The sequence below is a fragment of the Streptomyces sp. NPDC127108 genome, from assembly GCF_042677545.1.
Lineage (GTDB): Bacteria > Actinomycetota > Actinomycetes > Streptomycetales > Streptomycetaceae > Streptomyces.
In genome coordinates this window covers 1-24647 of the sequence record NZ_JBHXTE010000013.1, presented here as the reverse complement: position 1 = coordinate 24647, position 24647 = coordinate 1, and the positions used below count along the sequence as shown (strand labels likewise).

The 24647-nt window shown below is 71.9% G+C and carries 18 protein-coding genes, 1 rRNA gene and 1 pseudogene; 9 read left to right on the top strand and 11 right to left on the bottom strand.

Features of this window, described 5'->3' with window-relative positions:
- The first annotated feature begins 603 nt into the window (after positions 1 to 603).
- Positions 604 to 1170 carry a DJ-1/PfpI family protein gene (locus ACFVHO_RS13120; protein ID WP_385713012.1) on the top strand — a complete coding sequence of 189 codons (567 nt, stop codon included), beginning with the start codon at positions 604 to 606 and terminating at the stop codon, positions 1168 to 1170.
- Between the two features lie 8 nt (positions 1171 to 1178).
- Here ACFVHO_RS13120 and ACFVHO_RS13115 read toward each other — a convergent pair whose 3' ends face one another.
- Together ACFVHO_RS13115 and ACFVHO_RS13110 are read right to left on the bottom strand one after the other, a co-directional pair.
- Positions 1179 to 1847 (bottom strand): HAD family hydrolase, encoded by a 669-nt coding sequence (locus ACFVHO_RS13115; protein ID WP_385713011.1) that lies wholly within the window; start codon positions 1845 to 1847, stop codon positions 1179 to 1181.
- A 105-nt stretch (positions 1848 to 1952) separates the two neighbouring features.
- Positions 1953 to 2468, bottom strand: coding sequence for a DUF6912 family protein (locus ACFVHO_RS13110; RefSeq protein WP_385713009.1), 516 nt, complete (start codon positions 2466 to 2468; stop codon positions 1953 to 1955).
- Between the two features lie 494 nt (positions 2469 to 2962).
- On the opposite strand from ACFVHO_RS13110, the gene ACFVHO_RS13105 reads away from it, so the two are divergent.
- Positions 2963 to 3451, top strand: coding sequence for an Rv3235 family protein (locus tag ACFVHO_RS13105; RefSeq protein WP_385713008.1), 489 nt, complete (start codon positions 2963 to 2965; stop codon positions 3449 to 3451).
- 201 nt (positions 3452 to 3652) lie between these two features.
- Here ACFVHO_RS13105 and secA read toward each other — a convergent pair whose 3' ends face one another.
- Positions 3653 to 6505 (bottom strand): preprotein translocase subunit SecA, encoded by a 2853-nt coding sequence (secA, locus tag ACFVHO_RS13100; protein WP_385713006.1) that lies wholly within the window; start codon positions 6503 to 6505, stop codon positions 3653 to 3655.
- A gap of 258 nt (positions 6506 to 6763) precedes the next feature.
- On the opposite strand from secA, the gene ACFVHO_RS13095 reads away from it, so the two are divergent.
- Both ACFVHO_RS13095 and ACFVHO_RS13090 read left to right on the top strand, forming a co-directional pair.
- Complete coding sequence (locus ACFVHO_RS13095) at positions 6764 to 7345, top strand: GNAT family N-acetyltransferase (protein WP_385713004.1); 582 nt, start codon at positions 6764 to 6766, stop codon at positions 7343 to 7345.
- Positions 7346 to 7663: 318 nt separating this feature from the next.
- A pseudogene (locus tag ACFVHO_RS13090) lies at positions 7664 to 8859 on the top strand (winged helix-turn-helix domain-containing protein).
- 91 nt (positions 8860 to 8950) lie between these two features.
- Here the strand turns inward: ACFVHO_RS13090 and ACFVHO_RS13085 are convergent.
- From ACFVHO_RS13085 to mtnA, 7 genes are all read right to left on the bottom strand, one after another.
- Positions 8951 to 9694, bottom strand: a complete 744-nt coding sequence (locus ACFVHO_RS13085; RefSeq protein WP_385713002.1) for a response regulator — start codon at positions 9692 to 9694, stop codon at positions 8951 to 8953.
- Positions 9695 to 9891: 197 nt separating this feature from the next.
- Positions 9892 to 10584, bottom strand: coding sequence for a ribosome hibernation-promoting factor, HPF/YfiA family (gene hpf / locus ACFVHO_RS13080; RefSeq protein WP_385713000.1), 693 nt, complete (start codon positions 10582 to 10584; stop codon positions 9892 to 9894).
- 315 nt (positions 10585 to 10899) lie between these two features.
- Positions 10900 to 11841 carry a ComF family protein gene (locus ACFVHO_RS13075; RefSeq protein WP_385712998.1) on the bottom strand — a complete coding sequence of 314 codons (942 nt, stop codon included), beginning with the start codon at positions 11839 to 11841 and terminating at the stop codon, positions 10900 to 10902.
- Positions 11842 to 11952: 111 nt separating this feature from the next.
- Positions 11953 to 13818, bottom strand: a complete 1866-nt coding sequence (locus tag ACFVHO_RS13070) for an LpqB family beta-propeller domain-containing protein (RefSeq protein WP_385712997.1) — start codon at positions 13816 to 13818, stop codon at positions 11953 to 11955.
- On the bottom strand, positions 13808 to 16186 hold the full coding sequence (gene mtrB / locus ACFVHO_RS13065) for an MtrAB system histidine kinase MtrB (protein ID WP_385712995.1): 2379 nt from the start codon (positions 16184 to 16186) through the stop codon (positions 13808 to 13810). Before mtrB ends, ACFVHO_RS13070 begins: the two co-directional genes overlap by 11 nt.
- A 1-nt stretch (position 16187) precedes the next feature.
- The gene (mtrA, locus tag ACFVHO_RS13060) at positions 16188 to 16877 is read right to left on the bottom strand and encodes a two-component system response regulator MtrA (RefSeq protein ID WP_189176211.1); all 690 of its coding nucleotides are present in this window, start codon (positions 16875 to 16877) and stop codon (positions 16188 to 16190) included.
- A 4-nt stretch (positions 16878 to 16881) separates the two neighbouring features.
- Positions 16882 to 18102 carry an S-methyl-5-thioribose-1-phosphate isomerase gene (gene mtnA / locus ACFVHO_RS13055; RefSeq protein ID WP_385712993.1) on the bottom strand — a complete coding sequence of 407 codons (1221 nt, stop codon included), beginning with the start codon at positions 18100 to 18102 and terminating at the stop codon, positions 16882 to 16884.
- 167 nt (positions 18103 to 18269) lie between these two features.
- Between mtnA and ACFVHO_RS13050 the strand changes: the two genes are divergently transcribed.
- The 5 genes from ACFVHO_RS13050 to ACFVHO_RS13030 all read left to right on the top strand — a co-directional run bounded on the left by ACFVHO_RS13050 (position 18270) and on the right by ACFVHO_RS13030 (position 24273).
- Entirely contained in the window at positions 18270 to 19595 is a 1326-nt protein-coding gene (locus ACFVHO_RS13050; RefSeq protein ID WP_385712991.1) for a glycerophosphoryl diester phosphodiesterase membrane domain-containing protein, read from the top strand.
- 133 nt (positions 19596 to 19728) lie between these two features.
- Positions 19729 to 20451, top strand: a complete 723-nt coding sequence (locus tag ACFVHO_RS13045; RefSeq protein WP_385713229.1) for a DUF4129 domain-containing protein — start codon at positions 19729 to 19731, stop codon at positions 20449 to 20451.
- 233 nt (positions 20452 to 20684) lie between these two features.
- Entirely contained in the window at positions 20685 to 21983 is a 1299-nt protein-coding gene (locus ACFVHO_RS13040; protein ID WP_385713227.1) for a DUF4350 domain-containing protein, read from the top strand.
- Complete coding sequence (locus ACFVHO_RS13035) at positions 21983 to 22963, top strand: AAA family ATPase (protein WP_385712989.1); 981 nt, start codon at positions 21983 to 21985, stop codon at positions 22961 to 22963. The genes ACFVHO_RS13040 and ACFVHO_RS13035 overlap by 1 nt, the downstream gene beginning before the upstream one ends.
- Entirely contained in the window at positions 22963 to 24273 is a 1311-nt protein-coding gene (locus tag ACFVHO_RS13030; protein ID WP_385712987.1) for a DUF58 domain-containing protein, read from the top strand. The genes ACFVHO_RS13035 and ACFVHO_RS13030 overlap by 1 nt, the downstream gene beginning before the upstream one ends.
- Before the next feature lie 105 nt (positions 24274 to 24378).
- Here the strand turns inward: ACFVHO_RS13030 and rrf are convergent.
- Positions 24379 to 24495, bottom strand: a 5S ribosomal RNA gene (rrf, locus tag ACFVHO_RS13025).
- Positions 24496 to 24647: the final 152 nt, after the last annotated feature.

Sequence of the window (24647 nt, the reverse complement as noted above, 5' to 3'; positions counted from 1 at the left end):
TCGCGCGCCGTTGCGTGACGTAGAAGGAAGTGATGTGACATAACGCCGCGACACGGGGTCTCCGGTCGAAGTCGACGCTATGCCGCGACGAGCGCTGAGCGAGCGGAATTCCGCCAATTCTGGCGAAGTCATTGGCCGGCCCAGGTGTCCGTGATGTCGACGATGTCCGCGACGTCTGCTCTGGGAAGAGTCGTCAGCGAGGCGCCCGGCACGGTTCCTGTACACCGTGGTCTCCGGGCGCGGGGCGGAGGCGACGTCGCCTCCGCGGGATATCGCGCTGATCACGGGACAAGGCTATCGCCCTGCACCCGGAAGTCGTCATGAGCCGTATGTGTACAAAACCAGCGGGTCATTTTTGACAGTCTGCACAGTCGCCTCACGCTCATCGTGTGCCGATCCGGCCACGGGTGCGCGGTGGGCGCCCCCGATGCGTGGTGGGCGCCCGTCCGGTGCGTGGCGGGCACTGGTCCGGCGCGTGGCGGGGCACCCGCGATCCGGGCGCCCTCTTGGCAAACGCGGCCGGGCGATGCACGTTGAGCGTGACGGACCCAACAGCGCGCGACCCGACCCTGGCGACACCAGCGACCCTGGGAGCGAACAGCGATGGCAGCCAAGATCCTGATAGTCACCGGTGACGCGGCGGAGTCACTGGAGGTCCTCTACCCCTTCCAGCGGCTGCGCGAGGAGGGGTACGACGTCCACATCGCGGCCCCCACCCGCAAGAAGCTCCAGTTCGTGGTGCACGACTTCGAGCCGGGCTTCGACACGTACACCGAGAAGCCGGGCTACACCTGGCCCGCCGACCTGGCCTTCGCCGAGGTCGACCCCGGTCAGTATGTCGCCCTGGTCATCCCGGGCGGGCGCGCCCCCGAGTATCTGCGCGCCGACCCCGAGCTGCGCAAGATCCTCAAGTCCTTCTTCGACGCGGACAAGCCCGTCGCCCAGATCTGCCACGGCCCCCTGCTCACCGCGGCCGTCGGCGCCCTCGCGGGCCGCCGCGTCACGGCCTACCCGGCCCTGGAACTCGACATGCAGTCGGCAGGCGCCACCTACCAGGACGCGGAAGCGGTGGTCGACGGCACCCTCGTCTCCTCCCGGGCCTGGCCGGACCACTCGGGCTGGATGCGCGCATTCCTGACGGTACTGAGGGCGAAGGCTCCGGTGACGTAGGGGAACCTCTAGGCGACCAACCGCTCCGCGGTCTCCACGGCCTCCCCGAGGCTGTCGACAACGGGCACCCCGGCGGCCTCCAGGCTCCCCCGGCTGTGCGACCCACCGGTATAGAGCACGGCCTGGGCCCCCACATGCGCCGCGGCCACGGCGTCGTCCAACGCGTCCCCGATCACCACGACCCGCCGGGCCTCGACCTCCCCCAGCTCCCCGAGGTGCCGCACCATCCGCTCGGCCTTCCCGGCATGGGACGAGTCCGTACGCCCGTCGATCCGCACGAACCGCTCGGCGATCCCGTGCCGCCGCACCAACGGCACCAGGTGCTCGTGCGGGGCGAGCGACAACAACGACTGCGTACGCCCCTCGGCCTGCCGCGAGGCGAGCAGCTCGGCCGCGCCCTCGGCGAGCCCGCAGGCGTCCACCCGCGCCCCGTAGTGCCTGTGGAACACCGCGTCCATGACCAGCCACTCGTCCTCGGTGGGCAGCCGCCCCATCAGCCGCTCGTAGAACAACGGCACCGGCACGCAGTACAGGTCCCGATACCGCTCCAACGTGATCGGCTCGAGGCCGATCTCCAGGAACGACGCGTTCGTCGCGCCTATCACGGCGTCGATGTCGTGCAGAAGCGTCCCGTTCCAGTCCCAGACGATGTGCGCCCCGCGCTGTAGCTTCCCCATGCCAAAGACCGTACCCGGCCCCACCGACAACCCCACCGGACCAGGCTCCACCTGGGGCGCGACCACCCCGGGGTCACCCCGAGGTCACCCCGCGACCACCCCGGGCTACGCCTCGGGCCGGACCAGATTCGGGATCTCCTGGGTCGCGAACCAGAGCAGCTCGTGGTCCTCGGCCCCGTCCACGACGAACTGCGCGTCGTCGTCCCCCTGATCCGCCGCCCCCAGCGCGTCCGCCGCCGCGATCACGTCGGCCTCGGCGTCCCCGCCGTCCACATGCACCGCGGCCGCCTTGGCCAACGGCAGCGCGGCCGTGATCCGCACCTCGCCGAGCGCGCCCCGGTCGAGCCCGCGGTCGGGGTCGACGACCGCCGTGCCGTCCGGCACGTCCGCCGCGAGGACGACCCGCCGCCGCGCGGTCCCCGGCTCCCCGGCGAGCAGCCGCAGCGAGTGCAGCGCCGCCCGGTTCAGGGCCGCGTACTCCAGCTCCTCCAGGTCGTCCGAGACGTACCACTCGCGCAGCGCGGGCGTCACGGCGTACGCGGTCAGCGGCCCGGGACCCAGCTCACCGGCCTCGTGCGCCTGCGCGAGACGGGGCAGTGTCAGGGGGACGTACACGCGCATGGCTGGCCGCTTTCGTAGTCGCGAAGGCTCCCGGGAGGGGCCTCCAGGACTCCCGGGACGGGCCCCCAGGATACGTGCGGGCGTCCCCCTTCGAGCTGCCGCCCGACCCCCCGGCCGCGTCCACCCCGGTCCGGGTCATCACCCGCCCGGCCCCGGCGAACACGGGCCCCGGACCACCCTCGCTCATCCAGATGAGTGAACCGCCCCCTGTCCTGCGGGCCCCGTCGGCGGCCGTTGCGGTGCCCGCCTCCGCCGCCGTACAAGATCCCCAGCGCAAGTTACCCATCGGTACTCCCGGGCCACCCGACGCCCGACGCGCAATAGCCCCACGCCCGACATCCGACGCCCGATGCCCGACGCCCGACGCCCGCGACACCCGACACCCCGAACGGAGCCCCACCATGCACGAGTCCTCGCCCCTTCCTTCCCGCCCCTCCCACGGCCCCCGGACAGCCACCCGGCCGCACACACCCCCCGGCCCCGTGCCCAAGGTCATGACCAGGCCTCGCCGCCGCCCCGGCGGCCCCCGTCCACCGGCCACCCGGCCCCCGGGAAGCCGCCCGCCCGGCAGCCGGCCGCCCGGCCGCCACGACACCCGCGTCCCCGAGCCACGCCGCCCGCACCGACCGCTCACGCCGGTCCAGCCGCCCCCGCACCCGACGGAGCTGTTCACCGAGCGCCTGATGCTGGTCCTCAGCGGCCAGCGGCCCCTGCACTGGGTCGCCCGTCACATCGCCCACACCGCGTACGACGACCTGGTCCGCCTCGCCGAGAGCCGCCCCCTGGGCACGGTCGGCGGGCACCGTCCGGCCGTGCACCGCGTCGGGCACTACGAGGTGCGCCCGGGGGTCTTCGAGGTCTTCGCGCGCGTGGGCGCGGGCACAGCCTTGCGCGCCCTGGCGTTCCGTCTGCACCGGGGCGACGACCAACGCTGGCGCTGCACGGCGGTGGAGGTGGCGGGACCGCCGCTCCACAGAGGCTGACTGCCGCTCCGCAGGGACCGACGGCCGCTCCACAGGGGCTGACCGCCACTCATGGGCTCATGGGCCGACAGCCACTCCACAGGGCCTGACAGCCGCTCCGCAGGAGCTGACCGTCACCGCGACACGAAGGGCCGGACACCGCCCGGTGCCCGGCCCTCACATGCTCTGCCTGTGCCCTACCGCCCCGCTGGGCGGCGAGCGCTACTTCTTGCGGCGCCGTCCGCCCTTCTGGGCCTTGCGCCGCTCCGCGCGGGTCAGGCCGTCGCCGGACGCCGGGGTCGTGCTGCCGGACGGCTGGTCGGAGGTCGCGAAGTCGCCCTCGTCGACGCCGCCCTCGGCGTTCGGCGCCTGGAAGTGCAGGCGGTCGGGGCGCTGCGGGGCGTCGAGGCCCTTGGCGCGGATCTCCGGGCGGGCGCTGGCCGGGACCGCGTCCTGGACGCCGTCCTTGGAGAGCGAGGGCGCGCTGTCCGACACCGGGACCTCCTCGACCTGCTGCTCGACCTGGACCTCCAGGTTGAACAGATAGCCGACGGACTCCTCCTTGATGCCGTCCATCATGGCGTTGAACATGTCGAAGCCCTCGCGCTGGTACTCGACCAGGGGGTCCTTCTGCGCCATGGCGCGCAGGCCGATGCCCTCCTGGAGGTAGTCCATCTCGTAGAGGTGCTCGCGCCACTTGCGGTCCAGGACGGACAGCACGACGCGGCGCTCGAGCTCACGCATGATGTCGGAGCCGAGCTGCGTCTCACGGGCCTCGTACTGCGCGTGGACGTCGTCCTTGATGGCCTCGGAGATGAACTCGGCGGTGAGACCGGCGCGGTCGCCGACCTCGTCCTCCAGCTCGTCGATGGTGACCTTCACCGGGTAGAGCTGCTTGAAGGCGCTCCACAGCCGGTCGAGGTCCCACTCCTCGGCGAAGCCCTCGGCGGCCTCCGCGGAGACGTAGGCGTCGATGGTGTCGTCCATGAAGTGCACGATCTGCTCGTGCAGGTCCTCGCCCTTCAGGACGCGGCGGCGCTCTCCGTAGATGACCTCGCGCTGGCGGTTGAGGACCTCGTCGTACTTGAGGACGTTCTTGCGGGTCTCGAAGTTCTGCTGCTCGACCTGGGACTGCGCGGAGGCGATGGCGCGGGTGACCATCTTGTTCTCGATCGGCACGTCGTCGGGGACGTTGGCCATCGACATCACGCGCTCGACCATCTGGGCCTTGAACAGGCGCATCAGGTCGTCGCCGAGGGACAGGTAGAAGCGGGACTCGCCGGGGTCGCCCTGACGGCCGGAGCGGCCGCGCAGCTGGTTGTCGATGCGGCGGGACTCGTGCCGCTCGGTGCCGAGGACGTAGAGCCCGCCGAGGTCCTTGACCTCTTCGAACTCGGCCTGCACGGAGCGCTCGGCCTTCTCCAGGGCGGCGGGCAGCGCTGCGGCCCACTCCTCGACGTGCTCGACCGGGTCGAGGCCGCGCTGGCGCAGCTCCGCCTCGGCGAGGTCGTCGGGGTTGCCGCCGAGCTTGATGTCGGTGCCTCGTCCGGCCATGTTCGTGGCGACGGTGACGGCGCCCTTGCGGCCGGCCTGGGCGACGATCGTCGCCTCCCGGTCGTGCTGCTTGGCGTTCAGGACCTCGTGCTGGACACCGCGCTTGGAGAGCTGCTGCGAGAGGTACTCGGACTTCTCGACGGAGGTGGTGCCGACGAGGATCGGCTGGCCCTTCTCGTGCTTCTCGGCGATGTCGTCGACGACGGCGGCGAACTTCGCGACCTCGGTGCGGTAGATCAGGTCCGACTGGTCGGCGCGGACCATGGGCCGGTTCGTCGGGATCGGGACGACGCCCAGCTTGTAGATCTGGTGGAACTCGGCGGCCTCGGTCATGGCCGTACCGGTCATGCCGGAGAGGCCGGGGACTTCCTTGCCCTCGTGGTCGTGGCGCTTGTAGAGGCGGAAGAAGTTCTGCAGGGTGATCGTCGCGAGGGTCTGGTTCTCGTCCTTGATGTCCACCCCTTCCTTCGCCTCGATCGCCTGGTGCATGCCCTCGTTGTAGCGACGGCCGGCGAGGATACGACCGGTGTGCTCGTCGACGATCATGACTTCGCCGTCGATGACGACGTAGTCCTTGTCCTTCTTGAACAGCTCCTTGGCCTTGATGGCGTTGTTCAAGTAGCCGACCAGGGGGGTGTTCACCGACTCGTAGAGGTTGTCGATGCCCAGCCAGTCCTCGACCTTGGCGACGCCGGACTCGTGGATGCCGACGGTGCGCTTCTTCTCGTCGACCTCGTAGTCCCCGGTCTCCTCGATGCCCTTGAGGGGCTCGCCGGGCTTGCCCTTGGTGAGGCGGGTGACCAGCTTGGCGAAGTCGCCGTACCACTTGGTGGCCTGGTCGGCGGGGCCGGAGATGATCAGCGGCGTACGCGCCTCGTCGACGAGGATCGAGTCGACCTCGTCCACGATCGCGAAGTTGTGGCCGCGCTGGACCAGCTCTTCCTGCGACCACGCCATGTTGTCGCGGAGGTAGTCGAAGCCGAATTCGTTGTTCGTGCCGTACGTGATGTCGCGGTTGTACATCTCGCGGCGCTCGGCGGGCGGCATGTTCGCGAGGATGCAGCCGACGCTCAGGCCGAGGAACTTGTGGACGCGGCCCATCATTTCGGAGTCGCGCTCGGCCAGGTAGTCATTGACCGTGATCAGGTGCACGCCCTTGCCCGAGAGCGCGTTCAGATACGCGGGCAGCGTACCGACCAGCGTCTTGCCCTCACCGGTCTTCATCTCCGCGACATAGCCGAGGTGCAGGGCGGCGCCGCCCATCATCTGCACGTCGTAGTGACGCTGGCCGAGGACGCGCTTGGCGGCCTCACGGACCGTGGCGAAGGCTTCCGGCAGGAGGTCGTCGAGGGTTTCGCCGTCGGCGTACCGCTCCTTGTACTCCGCGGTCAACGCGCGCAGCTCGGCGTCGGAGAGGGCGGTGAAGTCCTCTTCGATGGAGTTGACCTGGTCCGCGATGCGGTGCAGCTTGCGCAGGATCTTGCCTTCGCCTGCACGCATGATCTTCGAGAGGACGGACACGGGGGTTGGTCTCCTTGCCGGTCGGGCCTGGCACGGTCGGTTTTACTCGTCGGGCAACGGCCATCGTATGCGAGGACCCGGCCGTGCCGGGAGGTCTGCCATTACGTCAACGCCCGGGCACCCACGAAGGTGCCGCCCCCACCCCCCGAATCCTCCCCCACCGACCCCCCACCCCACGCACCCGACCCCACATCGCCTCCCTCCCTCTCCCGTGCAAACCGCTGGCGCCGTCCGCTCCGCCACGAGCAGAATCAGTCGATGGAGCCCGTCACCCTGACCACCGAGCGCCTGCTGCTGCGCACCTTCACGCCGGACGACATCGACGAGGTGCACGCGGCCTGCCAGGATCCCGAGATCCAGCGCTGGACCACGATCCCGTCGCCCTACGCGCGCGTGGACGCCGAGGGCTTCGTCGGCCGCATGGTCCCGGACGGCTGGCGGTACGACATGGAGTACACCTGGGCGGTGCGCCCACGCGGCGGCGGCCCGCTGCTCGCCGCGACGAGCCTGCACCACCCGCGCTCGGGCGCCTGGGAGATCGGCTTCTGGACGGCCGGCGAACACCGGGGCCAGGGGTACATGACCGAGATCGTGCAAGCCGTGGCCCACTGGGCGTTCGAGCGTCTGGGCTGCACGCGCCTGGAATGGCGGGCGGAGGTAGGCAACCGCGGCTCCCGCGCGGTGGCCGAGAAGGCGGGCTTCGTCATCGAGGGCACCCTGCGCGCGGCCCTCCTCAACAAGGGCACACTCCGCGACTGCTGGGTGGGCGCCCTGCTCCCCTCGGACATCGCCCTCCCGTCCCTCCAGCCCTACCTCCCCAGCCGAACGACCGGCACCTGAGAACGAGCTGCGAAACACCAACCCGACGACGCCCCGCCCCACCCACACCCCCAGGCCATTCCAGCCCGTCCGGCGTTTGAGCAGCCCAATCCCAGCCCGTCCGCCACTTGATCAGCCCAATCTCAGCCCGTCCGGCGTTTGAGGACGAGGCGCGAAGCGCCGATCCGGCGGCGGACCGTCCCACCCGCACGGGACACCCACCCCCTGGGGTCCAGGGGCGAAGCCCCGGTTTCGGAGAAGGGGCGGGACTGGGGCGCCCCCGCGAGGCCACCCCCACCCCCACCCCCACTGTCAGACCCTCCCCCTATCGTTCCGACCATGACGACGACCATGCCGCGCCCCGAGCTCACCCTCACCGCAGACGAGGCCCGCCGCATGGCCCTGAGGGCCCAGGGCTTCCTAGGCGCCCCCGACCGCAGGTCGGGCGTCCGAGGCGTGCTCCGTCACCTGGGCGCGGTCCAGCTGGACACGATCTCGGTCCTGGCCCGCTCGCACGAGCTGATCCCCTACGCCCGCCTGGGCGCGGTAGGCCGCAAGAAGGTCGAGTCGGCGTACTGGACGCCGACATCCGAGACCACCCCCCCCCGACCCCACCGCACGCCTTCGAGTACTGGTCACACGCAGCCTGCATCCTCCCCATCGAGGAGTGGCCCCACTTCGCCTTCCGCCGCCGCGCCTACCGCTCCCGCCCGCACTGGCACCACGACCTCCCGGACGGCGCGTACGACCAGGTCATCAAGCAGCTCCGCGCCGAAGGCCCGCTGACGGCGACGGAGTTGGGCGGCGCGAAGAACAAGGGCGAATGGTGGGACTGGTCCGACTCCAAGATCGCGGTGGAGCGCGCCCTGATGTACGGCGAGGTGGTGTGCACGGAGCGCCGCTCCTGGAAGCGGGTGTACGACCTCGCGGAGCGCGCGATCCCGGACGAGTTGCTGCACGACGACCTGGACGACAGGGAGTGCGTACGCCGCCTGATCGGCCTGGCGGGCCGGTCCCTGGGCGTCGGCACGCGCGCGGACATCGCCGACTACCACCGCCTGAAGGGCGAGGAGTTCGACGCGGTGGTCGCGGACTCGGGCCTGGTCCCGGTGACCGTGGAGGGCTGGGACAAGCCCGCCTGGGCGGACCCGGAGGCGCTGGCCACACCCCCGCGCGGCCGCCACCGCACGACGCTCCTGTCGCCGTTCGACTCCCTGATCTGGGAGCGTGCGCGCACGGAGCGGATCTTCGGCTTCACCCACCGCCTGGAGGCGTACGTCCCCAAACCGAAGCGGGTGTACGGCTACTTCGCGATGCCGGTGCTCGCGGGCGGCCGTCTGGTCGGCCGGGTGGACCCCGCGCGCGAGGGCGGCACGCTGGTGGCCAAGCAGGTGTCCCTGGAAGGCCCGAAGGCGGTGCCCGCGGTGGCGCAGGCGCTCGTCGAGGCGGCCCGGTGGGTGGACTGCGACTCCGTACGCATCGAGCGCGTCGACCGCCCGGAGCTGACCGCGGACCTGGTCCGCGCGGTGAGCTGACCTCCGGCCCGCCCGGGCCTCCCGCCCGGACCGGGCCCGGGCGGAAGCTCAGGCGGAGGCCCAGGCGACGGCCCGGGGCAGAGGCTCAGGATCAGCGGATCTCGAGGATCTTCTCCCGCATCGCGTAGACCACGGCTTCCATCCTGGAGTGCAGCTGCAGCTTCTCCAGGATGTTGCGCACGTGGTTCTTCACGGTGTTCTCGGAGATGAACAGCTCCTTGGCGATGTCGCGGTTGTTCATCCCCGTGGCGACGAGCTTGAGGACTTCCAGCTCCCGGTCGGTCAGCCGGGGCGCGGGCACCAGCCGCCGCTCGTCGGTGCGCTGGATCATCGACTTGAACTCGGTGAGCAGCTTCGAGGCCATCGAGGGGCTGATCTGCGACTGCCCGTCGGCCACCGCGCGGATGGCCGTGGCGACCTCGTCGGTGGAGATCTCCTTCAGGAGATAGCCCGTCGCACCCGCCTTGATGGCGTCGTAGAGATCCGCTTCCTCGTCGCTGATCGTCAGCATGATGATCTTGGCGCTGGGCGCCACCTCCTTGATGGAGGTGCACGCCTCGATGCCGCCGCGCTTCGGCATCCGTACGTCCATGAGCACGATGTCGGGCAGCAGGTCCGCGGCCTTGTCCACCGCCTCGGCGCCGTCGCCCGCCTCCCCGACCACCTGGATGTCCTCCTCGGCGGCGAGGACGATCTCCAGGCCGCGACGGAAGAGCGCGTGGTCGTCCACGACCAGGACCCTGATGGGCTCCTTGCGCGGGGCGCCCGCGTCCGTGCCGATGCCGATGCCGTCACCGGCATCCTCGCTCCGCATCGGTCCGAAGCTTTCCGCCATCGTTCCTCCCCCTGAAGGCCAGGGCCAGTCTCTTGCCTTGGCTGCACCAACCCTAGGCAGAGTCAAGCGGGTTGGGCCGTCGGGCCCATGATTCCATGCTCGGCCCCCCGGTCGTGCGCGCAGTGGTCGCACGGGGGTGCCCCTGGGGGCGCACACGCGCTCCAGGGGCACCTTTCATGCGCTCCGCGAAGGGGGTGTCAGCCGCCGAGGACACCGCTCCCGCCGGCCTGCTGCGGGTGCGTGACCATGGGGTCGGTGTTGAGGCGGATGACGCCGTAGTCGTAGGCGTGCCGTCGGTAGACGACGCTCGGTTCCTTGGTCTCGGAGTCGACGTACAGATAGAAGTCGTGTCCGACCAGTTCCATCTCGTACAGCGCCTGGTCGAGGGACATGGGTGCTGCGACGTGCGTCTTCTCGCGGACCACGAGGGGGCCTTCGCCCTGGATCTCCAGGGAGCCGATCCTGGTGGTGGGCACGCCTTGCGGCTCCTCGTCGCGGTCCAGGCTGCCGTCCCCGTTGAGATGCGCCGCCTCCGGGACGTGGGCAGCCACTTCGGCGGCGGTGAGCCTGCCGGTGCCGCGCCTGTTGTGCCGCTTCTCGTGCTGCTTGCGCAGTCGTGCCTCGAGCTTGGCGGTGGCCAGGTCGAGCGCCGCGTACGGATCGGACGCCGATGCCTCCGCGCGGATCACGGGCCCACGTCCACGGACGGTGATCTCCACGCGGTCGGAACGGTCGGCCTGACGCGGGTTGGTTTCCTTGGACACCTCGACGTCGAGGCTGATCACCTTGCCGTCGAGCTTCTGGATCTTGTCCAGCTTCAGCTTCTCGGCCACGTGCTTGCGGAACCGCTCGGGCACCTCGGTCTTGCGGCCCTTGACGACGATGTCCACGCAGAACTCCGTTCCCGGATCGCTCCGCTGCTTCGGCGGAGCTTCTCCCTTTTGCACCAGACCCCGGAAACTCCCGGAGCCTCGGACTCGGTGACTTCCACCTCCTCCTCCCCCGTGGACAAGATCTCCACCCACCGGTCCCGGGTGATTGCGGGAAACCCCGAAGACCGGCATTCCGATATGCGAGGGGCGCAGTCCGCCGTTCCTCACAACCGAACATATCTCGCCCGGACGGATGTCGTCACCCTCTACTGACACGTACCTCCATTCGGGTGGATAGGCCCTCTCACTACCTGCAACGATGAAAGTTCTCAGTCAGTTCCGGTTTATTTCGAAAGAAGTCGCGGAAGTGGCGACAACCGCGGCCCGGATGATGTTTAAACGAGGCATTCCGCTGGCCGGGCGCCCATTCCCGGCCGTCTCCACGACGCCGCCGCGGCCGTCCCAGCTTGGCCGATTCCCACCCTGGCGCTCCGCCGCCACCTGTGCACTCCGTACGCTCCTGCCGCTCTCACCGGCCTCCCTCGCCCTCACGCCCTCCCCACCCCCTGCCCTGTCGCCTACCCCATGTACGCCACATACGCCTCCCAACGCGCGCGCCGCCTCGGCCAGCGAGGCACCCGTCGTCATGAGGTCGTCCACGACGACGATCCGCCCCGCGTCCCGCAGCAGCGGCCCCGCACCGGCCGCCACCTCCAGCGCCCCCGACAGGTTCGCCTGCCGCTGACGGGAGTTGAGCCCGGCCTGGTCCGCGACCGGGCGCCGCTGCCGCAGCACGGACAGCACGCTCACCGGCATCCCGGCGCGCCTCAGCTCCCCCGCCGCCGCCAGCGCGATCCGCCGCACCGGGTCGTGCCCCCGCGCCCGCACGGACCGGCGCGCGGACGGCACCGGCACCAACAGCACAGGCCCGACGAAAGCTCGGCCCGGGCCGACCACGGGCCACGCCCCGTCCACCACCGCGGCCCGCAGCGCCGCCCGCACCGCCCCCGCGAGGGCCTCGCCGAGCGCTCCTGCCAACGGCAGCGCGCCCCGCTCCTTGTGCGCGAGCAGCACCGCCCGCACCGCTTCTCCGTACGCCGCGGCCGCGTGCACCACCGGCAGCCCCCGCGGCTCCGGGTCCGGCCGCACCCTGCGCGGCGCCGCCCCGCACAGAGCGGCCCGGCAGCCGGCGCACAGAGCCACGCGCGGCCTCCCGCAGCCCGCGCAGTCAGCCGGCAGCACCAGATCCGTGAGGTCCTGCCACCACCCCCGCATGTCCCCACTGTGCCAACCCGCACGCCGCCCGGCCACCCCTGTGGACAACCACCTGTGGATAACTCGCGGCACCCCGATTGAGCTGCGCCGAAGGGCTGTTGGGAGGTCGACTCACCCGGGGTAGATCGGAGCCGTCCCCTCCTTGACCACCGTCTGCCACTGCGCTCCGGACGGCAGCCGGACGATCCCGTCGTCCGAGTGCGCCACCAGCGGCTGACGCTCGTCCTCCGACGCGGCGATCTCCTTCGCGCCGGTCAGACCGGGCAGCGTCGCCCCCGTGCGCGCGGACCCGTCGGACTGGACGTACCGCATCTGCTGCACACCGCCGGACTCGCGGCCGACCACCACGAGGCGGCTGACGCCCGCCCAGGACATGGCGGTCACCTCCTCCATCTGCGGTGCCGCCTCCAGCAGTTCGACCACGGAGATGTCGGGCTGTCCGCCCTTGCCGTCCGCCCACTCGACGCGGCCGATCTGCAGCTTGGTCTCGCCGTTCTTCGTCACCAGGAGCGCGACCCGCACCCCGTCGGCCGCGACCCGCACCGCCTCGATGCGCCCGTTCAGGTCGGGGACGCGGACCTGGACCGGCTCGCCGGTGCCCTCCGAGAGCCACAGCAGCCGCGGCCGCTTCGGGTCCCGGTCGGCCACCCACAGGTCACCCCGGCCGTCCCAACTGGGCGTCGAGAGGCCGTCCTTGTCCGACTTGGCGCGGGAACGCAGCTCCGGGCCGCCGAGCGTGGACTTGGACACCACCGACGTGGTGTAGAGCCGCCGCCCGTCGAGGGACACACCGGCCGCGTGCTCCTCGTCGCGCGACACCGCCGCCGAGCGCAGCGGCTGCGACTCGTCGCCGAACGGCCCGGTCACCGGCTCGGGCGCGGCGTTGCTGCCCGCGTTGCCGGGCATCCGTACCAGCCGCTTCTTCTCGTCGATGAAGTACTGGTACGCGGGAAGGTCCGCCGTGCGGTGCGGCGCGACGGTCTCGGCGCGGTCCTTGCTGAGGACGCACAGCTGCGAGCCGTTCTTGCGCTGCAGTTCCACCTGCTCCACTCCGGAGGCCGTCAGGTCCTGGAGCGTGAAGAGCAGTTGGGCGGCCACCTGCGTGCACTGGTCGTGCCCGAGCGTGTCGGCGCGCGCGTTCAGCGGCACGACCAGCTTGTTCTTGTCGTCGGGCGTCAGCGACTTGGTGTCGGAGGCGAGCCGCGCCCCTATCGGGACCGCCGAACGGACCACCGGCGTAAGCCAGTTGGTGGGGCCGTCGAGCAGCGCCTTCACCGTCTCGGTCAAGGGGTCGATGCGCTGGCGCACGTAGATGGGATCGGCGACGAGCCCCTGCTGGCCGCCGGGCCTGTCACGGGTCTTCACGTTCCCCGGGGGCAGCGCGAAGTAGTACTTGTTGACGGCCTGGTAGTTCCGCTCGAAGTCGGACTCGCCGAGCACGACGCCCGCGGGCGGGACGTCGATGCGCCACACCATGCCGTTCGGGCCGCTCTGCTGGGTGAGGTGCACGGACTGCTTGTACGGCCGCGCGTCGGGCTTGTACGCGCGCTGCTCGTTGACGGTGGCGAGCCTGCGGCCGGTCAGCGAGTACGTGCGCTCGCCCTCGTTGTTGTTGCCCACGTTGTCCGCGACCGTGTTCGGGCCGTCGGCGAGCACCGTGGTGGAGCGCTCCGGGTGCCAGTTCTGGGACGCCTTCTTCGTCAGGTACTTCCGCGCGATGGCGAAGTCCGGGTCGTCGCTGGTCAGCGCCTCCAGGAAGCCCTGGACGATGTCGACCGCGCCCGCGTCCTCGGGCGGCGGCATGGCGTACACGCGCACCTGGGACTGCGAGTCGGGCCGCTGGGAGGCCTCGACCTTCTTCATGTTGCCCTCGTCGGGCATGGAGGCGCATCCGGCGATCAGCGCGCCGCACGCGGCGAGCACCACTCCGGCGCGCAGCGGACGCGTGCGCCCCCGCAGTTGACCCTCAGCGCCCACGCGAGGCCTCCTCTTCCCTGCCCGCGACGGTGTCCGCTCCGGCGCGGACGTCGCTGTCCGCCGAGGCGTCCGTGCTGATGGGGGTGTCCCTGTCCACGCCTGCGTTCGCGCCGGCCGAGGCGTCCCCGTCCACTACGGCGTCGGCGCCCCTGGGGGCGTCTCCGGTGTCGGCACCCGTCGGGGTGCCCCTGTCCTCCAGGGCCCCGCTGCCCACCGGGCCGTCGCCGACCGCGTCCACGTCGGCCTCCGTGGCCGCCTCGGCCGCCGTGGCCGCCTCGGCCGCCGAGGCTCCCGTGAGCGAATCGACCTCTCCGTAGAAGCCGTTCTCCACGTCCGCGCCGGACGCCCCGCCCGCTCCGGAAGCCCGCTCCGACCCCGACTCCTCCCAGGCCTGCCGGGGCACGACCCGCGCCCCGTTGCCCGGCAGTGCCGTCGGGTCCACGTCCAGGGCGGCCGCACGGGCCAGCCTCGGCGCGATCGGCGCCTTCGCGGGCATGGGCGGCGGCACCCGGTCCGGGGGCGCCTGGTGGGGCACTGTGGCCCGCTTCGTGCCGCCCGCGAGGGGCAGCCCCGCGCCGTTGAGGCCGCGGTGACGGCGGGAGTCGTCGGGCTCCAGCGGTATCGGCGAGCCCCGCAGCGGCTCGTCGGCCGTGCGCGGCAGCGTGAGCCGGAACTGCGACCCGCCGCCCGGCTCGCCCCAGGCCTGCAGCCACCCGCCGTGCAGCCGGGCGTCCTCCAGGGCGATGGAGAGCCCGAGGCCCGTACCACCGGTGGTACGCGCGCGTGCCGGGTCGGCCCGCCAGAAGCGGCTGAACACGCGCGTGGCCTCGCCGGGCTTGAGCCCGACTCCGTAGTCCCGCACCGCCACGGCGACCGCGCCGCCCGCGGCCGCGAGGCGGACCACCACGTCCTTGCCGTCACCGTGCTCCACGGCGTTGACGACGAGGTTCCGCAGGACCCGCTCCACCCGTCGCGCGTCCGCCTCCGCGACGACCGGCTGCTGGTCGCCGACGACCCGTATGTGGGTGCCCTTGCGCTCCGCCAGCGGCTCGGCGCCGCCCACGACGCGGCGTACCACCTCACGCAGGTCTATCGGCTCGGCCTCCAGGGCCGCCGCTCCCGCGTCGAACCGGCTGATCTCGAGCAGGTCCGCGAGGAGCGACTCGAAGCGGTCCAGCTGGTCGGCGAGGAGCTCCGCGGAGCGGGCCGTCACCGGGTCGAAGTCCACGCGTGCCTCATGGATGACGTCGGCGGCCATCCGCACGGTCGTCAGCGGCGTACGCAGCTCGTGCGACACGTCGGAGACGAACCGCCGCTGCATCCGCGACAGCTCCTCCAGCTGCTGGATCTTCAGCTGCAGGTTCGACGCCATCTTGTTGAAGGCCTCGCCGAGGCGCGCGATGTCGTCCTCCCCGGTGACCTTCATGCGTTCCTGAAGGCGCCCCGCGGACAGCCGCTCGGCGATCCCGGCCGCCATCCGCACGGGCGTGACGACCTGGCGCACCACCAGCCAGGCGATGGCCCCGAGGAGCACCACCACGAAAAGACCGGCCGTGGCGAGCGTGCCGCGCACCAGGTTCATCGACTCCTCTTCCTGCGTCAGCGGGAAGAGGTAGTAGAGCTGGTACGAGTCGCCGTTGAGGTCGCTCAGCTGCTTGCCGATGACCAGGCCGGGCTGGGACTCGCGGTGGTCGATGAAGTCGATGCGCGTATTGCTCTGGTACGCGAGGGAGCCGCCGTCGACCCGGTCGCGCAGGTCCACGGGCACGCTCTGGATCGGGTCCACGCCGCCGGAGGCCCTGGGCCCGCGCACGCTGCCGCTGTCGCTCGCGCTGGAGCTGAGCGTGACTACGTAGAAGGCGTTCTGGCCGCCGCTGGCGAGCTGCTCGGCCAGCTCGGACAGCCACACGGCGGCGTTCTGCGCGGTGGGACCGTCCGCGGCGTCGCCGCCCTGGCCGGTGGGCTGGTGGGCGGTGTTGGCCTGCTCCTGGGCGGCCCGGAAGCCGCCGTCGGCCTGGCTCTGCGCCGCGTTCACCTTGGCCTTGAGCAGGCCGTTGCTGACCGAGCTCATGACGACGAAGCCGAGCAGCAGCACCACGCCGAGCGACATCAGGAGCGTCGTGACGACGACTTTCAGCTGGATGTTGCGCCGCCACAGCCGCATCATCGGCAGCAGCGGGCGGCGCACCCAGCGCGTGAAGAGCCGCAGCAGCGGGCTGCTGCCCTGCACCCCGCCCTGCAGCATCAGACCGCTGTCGACCAGCGCCCCGAACCTCGGGGCGCGTCGCGGCGGACTCGGCGGCCGCACAGTCCGCCCCGGCCGCGCTCCCGGTTCGCCGGGCGCCGGAGAGGAACTGTCCCGGGACACGTCAGCTCGGTCCGGCCTTGTAACCGACGCCACGGACGGTCACGACGATCTCCGGACGCTCCGGGTCGCGCTCGACCTTGGAGCGCAGCCGCTGCACATGCACATTCACCAGGCGGGTGTCGGCCGCGTGGCGGTAGCCCCAGACCTGCTCGAGGAGCACCTCGCGCGTGAACACCTGCCACGGCTTGCGGGCCAGCGCGACCAGCAGGTCGAACTCGAGCGGCGTCAGCGCGATCGACTGCCCGTCCCGCTTCACGGAGTGCCCGGCCACGTCGATGACCAGGTCACCGATGGCCAGCTGCTCCGGCGCGGGCTCCTCGGAGCGGCGCAGCCGCGCACGGATGCGCGCCACCAGCTCCTTGGGCTTGAACGGCTTGACGATGTAGTCATCGGCCCCCGACTCCAGGCCGACCACCACATCCACGGTGTCGCTCTTGGCCGTGAGCATGACGATGGGCACCCCGGACTCCGCCCTGATCAGACGGCACACCTCGATGCCGTCCCGCCCGGGCAGCATCAGGTCGAGAAGCACCAGATCGGGCTTGGCCTCCCGGAAAGCGGCCAGCGCCTTGTCGCCATCAGCTACGAACGACGGCTCAAAACCTTCACCACGCAGCACAATCCCGAGCATCTCGGCCAGTGCGGTGTCGTCGTCGACGACAAGGACTCGTCCCTTCATGCCTGACATCATCCCATTAGCTAATCGTTACCTGGCGTGACCTGGCACACAGCTCGGCGAGGCCCTCCGTTGTCACGGGTGAGACGACACCTTCCTCCGTGACGACGGCTGTCACCAACTCGGGCGGGGTGACGTCGAACGCCGGGTTGTACGCCTGCGTCCCCAGTGGTGCCACCGAGATCCCCCCTCCCGCCTCGGCTCCGGCCATCGACACGAAGGGCACTGTGACCTCCGTCACCTCATGACTGGCTCGCTGTTCCACCTCGATGGCGGCCCCGTCGGGGGTCTCCGGGTCCACCGTCGTCACCGGCGCCACCACGATGAACGGCACGTGGTGATAGCGGGCCAGCACCGCGAGCGGATAGCTCCCCACCTTGTTGGCCACCGAACCGTCGGCCGCGATCCGGTCGGCGCCGATCAGCACGGCGTCCACCTCACCGGCCGCGAACAGCGAACCCGCGGCGTTGTCGGTCAGAAGGGTGTACGGCATGCCGTTGCGCGCCGCCTCGTACGCCGTCAGCCGGGCGCCCTGGAGCAGCGGCCGGGTCTCGTCGACCCACAGCCTGCGCAGCCGCCCCTCACGGTGCGCGGCGAGCGCCACCGCGAAGGCCGTGCCCTCGCCGCCGGAGACCAGCGCCCCGGTGTTGCAGTGCGTGAGGACGCGGTGACCGCCGCCGGGCATCAGCTCGTCGAGCAGCGCCAGGCCGTGCACCGCCATCCGCCCGCTGGCCTCGGCGTCCTCCGCGTGCACCGCCCGCGCCGCGGCGAGGACCGCCCCCGCCGCGCGCCGCTCGTCCGCGCCGCCGGCCAGGGCCTCGCGGTACGCCGTCTGGGCCCTGCGCGCGCCGTACGCCAGGTTGACCGCGGTGGGCCGCACCCCCGCGAGGGCGTCGGCGGCCTCGTCCACGTCGAAGCCGCGGGCCGCCGCCAGGGCGACGCCGTACGCACCCGTGATGCCGAGCAGCGGCGCCCCGCGCACGGCCAGCGTCCGGATGGCCTGCACGAGGGCGGGCGGATCCGTGCACACCAGCTCGCTCTCCTCACCCGGGAGCCGGGTCTGGTCGAGGAGGACGACGACGGGTCCCTCCGGTGGCTCGTCCCAGCGGATCGCGGGGATCCCCTGGGCCGCGGGGATCCCGTGCGTCGCAGGGATCTCGGGGATCGCGGGGACCGCAGGGGTCTCAGGGCTTTCGGACGGCGGCACGGCTTCGCCGGATTGCGCGTACTGATCAGCCATCCGCCCAGTCTGCCCGCTACCGGCCGGACAATAGAAGGTGTGCAGCCCATCCGGCCACGGCACTCGGCCTCCGCACCACCGCGCCCGACCCCGGGGCAACCGCCCCGTGGCACGATGGCTGCCAACCTGCCGCCGCGACCGCGGACGGGCACTGTGAAGGAGCGACGATGAACGACACTCCGGGCTGGGCCTCGCCCGGATCTGCCCCCTCCGACGGCCACGACCCCGGCAAGAAGGGGTCCGACAAGCCCGAGGACCAGCCGAGCGGCCCGGGCTCGAAGTGGTCCAAGGAGCAGCCGCCGCCCGCTCAGTGGTCCGCGCCCAGCCCTCAGGCACCCGACCAGAGCCCGCCACCGCCCGCGCCGCCCGGCCAGGGCTGGGGCGGTGGCCCCGGCGGCTCCGGCGGCGCTGGTGGCTCCGCAGGGCCCGGCTGGGGCGGTGGCCCCGGTGGGCCAGGCGGCCCCTACCGCGGCTGGGGCGCCTGGCAGGGCCCGCCGGCCGCCGCGAAGCCGGGCGTCATCCCGCTGCGCCCGCTGGCCGTAGGCGAGATCCTGGACGGCGCGGTCTCCACGATGCGCACGTACTGGCGCACGGTCCTCGGCATCTCGCTGACCGTCGCCGTCGTCTCCGAGCTCTGCCTCGTCCTGCTCCAGGGCCTGGTCCTGAACGACAACCAGAACCTCGAGGCCCTGGACGACTCGAGCGCGACGACCGGAGAGGTGGTGCGGGCCCTCCGGGACACGCTCCTCAGCTTCGGCGTCGTCATCGTCGTCATGCTGCTCGGCACGATCGTCGCCACGGCACTGTTGACGATGGTCACGAGCCGCGCCGTCCTGGGCAAGTCGGTCACCACGGCCGAGGCCTGGCAGGACGCCCGCCCGCAGCTGTGGAAGCTGCTCGGCCTGACGCTGCTCCTGCCGCTCATCGGCCTGGGCGTCGTCGCCGCCGGAACCGTGCCGGGCATCCTGGTCACACTCGCCGGAGGGGGCGACGGAGGAATCGCCCTCATCTTCCTCGGCGGGCTCGCGGCGGGTGTCGTCGCCGTCTGGCTGATGATCCGCTTCTCGCTCGCCTCTCCGGCGCTGATGCTGGAGAAGCAGGGGGTGAAGCAGGCGCTCCGCCGGTCCGCCAAGCTGGTGCGTCTCTCCTGGTGGCGGGTCTTCGGCATCAACCTGCTGGCCATGGTCATCACGAACGTCGTCGTGTCGATCATCGGCATCCCGTTCACCCTCATCGCGGGCGCGGTCAGCGGCGACGGCGTGTCCGGTTTCCTGGACAGCAGCACGAGCGACGTCGGCTGGACCTTCCTGATCGTCAGCGGCATCGGGCAGGTGATCGGCTCCATGCTGACGTTCCCGATCACCGCCGGGGTCTCCGTGCTCCTCTACATCGACCAGCGGATCCGCCGCGAGGCCCTCGACCTCGAACTCGCCCGCGCCGCCGGCGTGCCGGGCCACGGCCCCGACGACGCCCCCGGCACCCCGGGGAGCTGATGCGGTGACGTCGGCGGGGGCGGTACTCGACGTGCTCGGCGCGGCCGCACGGCTGCCGCACGCCTTCTTCGGCGCGGCCTCCGCGCGGCCGGGCGCCGGGTTCCGGGCGGCCGTCGTACCGCCCGGAACCGGCGTGTCGGTGTCCGTGAGGCCACCCGGCGTCGGTACGGGCGTCACGCTGCCGCGCGGCGACGACGGTCCCCCGCTGACGATCCCGGACCGCCCCGCGCGGGAGGCGGCCGAGCGCGAACTGTCCAAGTCGATGTACCACGAGAACGACCCGAGCCTCTTCCAGCGCGCCCTGAACCGCTTCTGGGGCTGGATCGACGACCTGCTCGGCGCGGCGTCCGGCGCGGCACCGGGCGGTGTGATCGGCCTGGTGGTCATCGTGCTCGCGGTGGTGGCGGTCGCCGCGGCCCTCTGGTGGCGCCTCGGCACCCCTCGCCGCGCCCCCACCACCTCCGCGGCGCTCTTCGACGACCGCCCCCGCAGCGCCGCCGAGCATCGCGCGGACGCCGAGGCGCACGCGACCCAGGGCCACTGGAGCCAGGCCCTCCAGGAGCGGATGCGGGCGATCGTGCGCTCCCTGGAGGAACGCGCCCTGCTCGACCCGCGCCCCGGCCGCACCGCCGACGAGGCCGCCGCGGAGGCCGCCCGCCCCCTGCCCGACCACGAGGACCGCCTGCACGCGGCAGCCCGGGACTTCGACGACGTGACGTACGGAGGCCGTACGGCCACGGAAGCGGCGTACCACCGGCTCGCCGACCTGGACCGCGACCTGGAGCACACCAAGCCGCTCCTCACCACCGCGTCCCACGCCCCGTCCGACAGCGCCTCCTGGGGAGCGATCCGATGACGGACTCCCCCGGCACCCCGCCCGGGCCGACACCCCCCACGCACCACACCCCGACCACACCACCCACCGGCGCACCCGGAACTCCCGGAGCGTCCGGAACTTCCGGAGCATCCGGAACTCCCGCAACGCCCAGCGCACCCACCAGCACCCCCACCGCCCTCACCGACGCCCCCGCCCCGGCCTCCGACGGACCGCCCCCTGCCGACGGCAGCCCCGCCACCCCGTCGACGTCGATGGCCCCCACGCCCCGCCAGCTCTGGACCCGCACCCGCGGCATCGTCCTCGCCGCCGTCGTCCTCCTGGCGACCGCCGTCGCCATCGCGGCCGTCCGCTCCGGCACCGAGCACGGCAACCTCGACCCGCGCTCCGCCGACCCCTACGGCAGCCGCGCCGTCGCCGAACTCCTCGCCGACCGGGGCGTGTCCACGCGCGTCGTGACCACCACCGCCGAGGCACGGGCCGCCGCGGGCCCCGACACCACCCTCCTGGTGGCCAACCCGGACCTGCTCACCGACCGCCAGCAGTCCCAGCTGCACGACGCCACCGAGGGCTCCGGCGGGCGCACCGTCCTGGTCGCCCCCGGCGACCCGTCGGTGTCGAGGCTCGCCCCCGGGGTCGCCGCGGACGCCACCCCCAGCGACGACTCGACGCTGTCCCCGGACTGCGACCTGCCCACGGCCCGCCGCGCCGGCTCCGCGGACGTGGGCGGCATCCGCTACGACTCGCTCGCCCCCGGCGCCGAGGCCTGCTACGTCTCCGACGGCCTGCCCAGCCTCCTCGTCCTCCCCACGACCACGGCGAAGGACGGCTCTCCGGAGACCGGCGACAACGCGGAGGACACCCCGGACAACGCGGACAGCACCCCACAGGAAGCAGAGGACAGCCCGCGGGAAGCACCGGAGGACACCGCGCGGAACACCCCGGAGAAGTCTCCGGCGCGCGGCGACACGGTCGTCCTCGGCGCCCCCGACATCCTCCACAACGACCGCCTCGACAAGCACGGCAACGCCTCGCTCGCCCTGCAACTGCTCGGTTCGCGCCCCCACTTGGTCTGGTACCTCCCCTCGCTCTCCGACGACGCCGTCGACGACACAGCCGACGACAGCTTCTTCGACCTGATCCCCTCCGGCTGGCTCTGGGGCACGCTGCAGCTCACCCTCGCCGCCGTCCTCGCGGCCCTGTGGCGCGGCCGCCGCCTCGGCCCTCTAGTCCCCGAGAAACTCCCCGTCGCGATCCGCGCCTCGGAGACCGCCGAGGGCCGCGCCCGCCTCTACCGCAAGGCCGACGCCCGCGACCGCGCCGCCGCGGCCCTCCGCTCGGCCACCCGCACCCGACTCGCCCCCCTCGTCGGCGTCCCCACCGCCCGGGCCCACACGCCCGAAGCGCTCCTGCCCGCCCTGACCAGCCGTCTCCGCACGCCCGGCCAGGACCTGCTCCCCCTCCTCTTCGGCCCGCCCCCCGGCGACGACGCAGGGCTCATCGCCCTCGCCGACCAACTCGACGCCCTCGAAAGTGAGGTACGTACTTCATGATGGACCCGACCACTGACAACGCCGCGAGCTCCGGCGGCGCCCGCTCCTCCCTGGAGTCCCTGCGCACGGAGATCTCCAAGGCCGTGGTCGGCCAGGACCCCGCCGTCACCGGCCTCGTCGTGGCCCTGCTCTGCCGCGGCCACGTCCTGCTTGAAGGCGTCCCGGGCGTCGCGAAGACCCTGCTCGTACGCGCCCTCGCCGCCTCCCTCGAACTCGACACCAAGCGCGTCCAGTTCACTCCCGACCTGATGCCGAGCGACGTCACGGGCTCCCTCGTCTACGACGCCCGCACCACGGAGTTCTCCTTCCAGCCGGGCCCGGTCTTCACCAATCTCCTCCTCGCCGACGAGATCAACCGCACCCCGCCCAAGACCCAGTCGTCCCTCCTCGAGGCGATGGAGGAGCGCCAGGTCACGGTCGACGGCACCCCGCGCCCCCTCCCCGAGCCGTTCCTCGTCGCCGCAACGCAGAACCCGGTCGAGTACGAGGGCACGTACCCCCTTCCCGAGGCCCAGCTGGACCGTTTCCTCTTGAAGTTGACGGTCCCCCTGCCCACCCGCCAGGACGAGATCGCCGTCCTGACGCGCCACGCGGAAGGCTTCAATCCGCGCGACCTGCGCGCCGCCGGCGTGCGCCCCGTCGCGGGCCCCGAGGACCTGGAAGCGGCCCGCGCGGCCGTCGCGAAGACAGCCGTCTCCCCCGAGATCACCGCCTACGTAGTCGACATCTGCCGCGCCACGCGCGAATCGCCGTCCCTCACGCTGGGCGTCTCCCCGCGCGGCGCCACGGCCCTGCTGTCCACGGCCCGTGCGTGGGCCTGGCTGACGGGCCGCGACTACGTCATCCCCGACGACGTGAAGGCCCTCGCCCTCCCCGCACTGCGCCACCGCGTCCAACTGCGCCCCGAGGCCGAGATGGAGGGCGTGACGGCCGACTCCGTCATCAACGCGATCCTCGCCCACGTCCCGGTGCCCCGCTGATGCCCCTGACCGGCCGCACCGCCCTCCTGGCGGCGCTGGGTTCCCTCCCCGTAGGCATCGTGGAGCCCAGCTGGACCGGCATCCTCGCCGTCAACGCCCCCTTGGCCCTGGCCTGCGCCTGCGACTTCGCCCTGGCCGCCCCCGTACGCCGCCTGGGCCTGACCCGCTCCGGCGACTCCTCAGTACGTCTCGGCGAGCCGGTGGACGTCCAGCTGACCGTCACGAACCGCACCAACCGCCGTCTGCGTGCCGAGGTCCGCGACGCCTGGCCTCCCAGCAGCTGGCAGCCGGGCACCGAGGTCACCGGGTCCAGAAACCCTTTGGACGTCCCGGCCGGTGAGCGCCGCCGCATCACGACCCGGCTGCGCCCGACCCGCCGCGGCGACCACCATGCCGACCGCGTCACGATCCGCTCGAGGGGCCCGTTGGGCCTCTTCACCCGCCAGGGCAGCCATCGGGTGCCGTGGACGCTCCGTGTCCTGCCGCCTTTCGCCAGCCGCAAGCACCTGCCGTCGAAGCTGGCCCGCCTGCGCGAACTGGACGGCCGCACCAGTGTGCTGATCCGCGGTCAGGGCACGGAGTTCGACAGCCTCCGCGAGTACGTCCCCGGCGACGACACCCGCTCCATCGACTGGCGCGCCACGGCACGGCAGTCCTCGGTGGCCGTCCGCACCTGGCGCCCCGAGCGGGACCGCCACATCCTGCTGGTCCTCGACACCGGCCGCACGTCCGCGGGCCGCGTGGGCGACGCCCCGCGCCTCGACGCGTCGATGGACGCCGCTCTCCTCCTGGCCGCCCTGGCCTCCCGCGCAGGCGACCGCGTGGACCTCCTCGCCTACGACCGCCGGGTACGCGCCCTGGTCCAGGGCAAGTCCGCTGGCGATGTACTGCCGTCCCTCGTCAGCGCCCTGGCCACGCTCGAACCCGAGCTCGTCGAGACGGACGCCCGCGGCCTCACGGCGACAGCGCTGCGCGCCGCCCCCCGAAGCTCTTTGATCGTGCTTCTCACGAGTCTCGAAGCGGCCCCCATCGAGGAGGGCCTGCTGCCGGTACTCTCCCGGCTCACGCAGCGCCACACGGTGCTGGTCGCCTCGGTAGCCGACCCTCACATCACTCAAATGGCGAAGGCCCGGGGAACGACAGAAGCGGTGTACGACGCGGCGGCCGGCGCACAGGCCCAGGCGGAACGCCAACGCACCGCGGAACAGCTCACCCGTCATGGCGTCACGGTCGTGGACGCGACCCCTGACAATCTGGCCCCTGCCCTGGCCGACGCCTATCTGTCCCTGAAGGCAGCGGGCCGCCTGTAGAACAACGTGCTGTCTGCGAGCCACCAGCTAAAAGGGGTGCACTGGAACGCAAAAAAGCCGTATCCCCCGAGTCGAAACTCGGGGGATACGGCTTTATCAAATTTAGTTCGGCGGCGTCCTACTCTCCCACAGGGTCCCCCCTGCAGTACCATCGGCGCTGTAAGGCTTAGCTTCCGGGTTCGGAATGTAACCGGGCGTTTCCCTCACGCTATGACCACCGAAACACTATGAAACTGTCAACCGCACCGCCGTCGTGGCCCGACTATGGGGTTGTTCGTGGTTTCAGAACCAACACAGTGGACGCGAGCAACTGAGGACAAGCCCTCGGCCTATTAGTACCAGTCAACTCCACCCCTTACAGGGCTTCCATATCT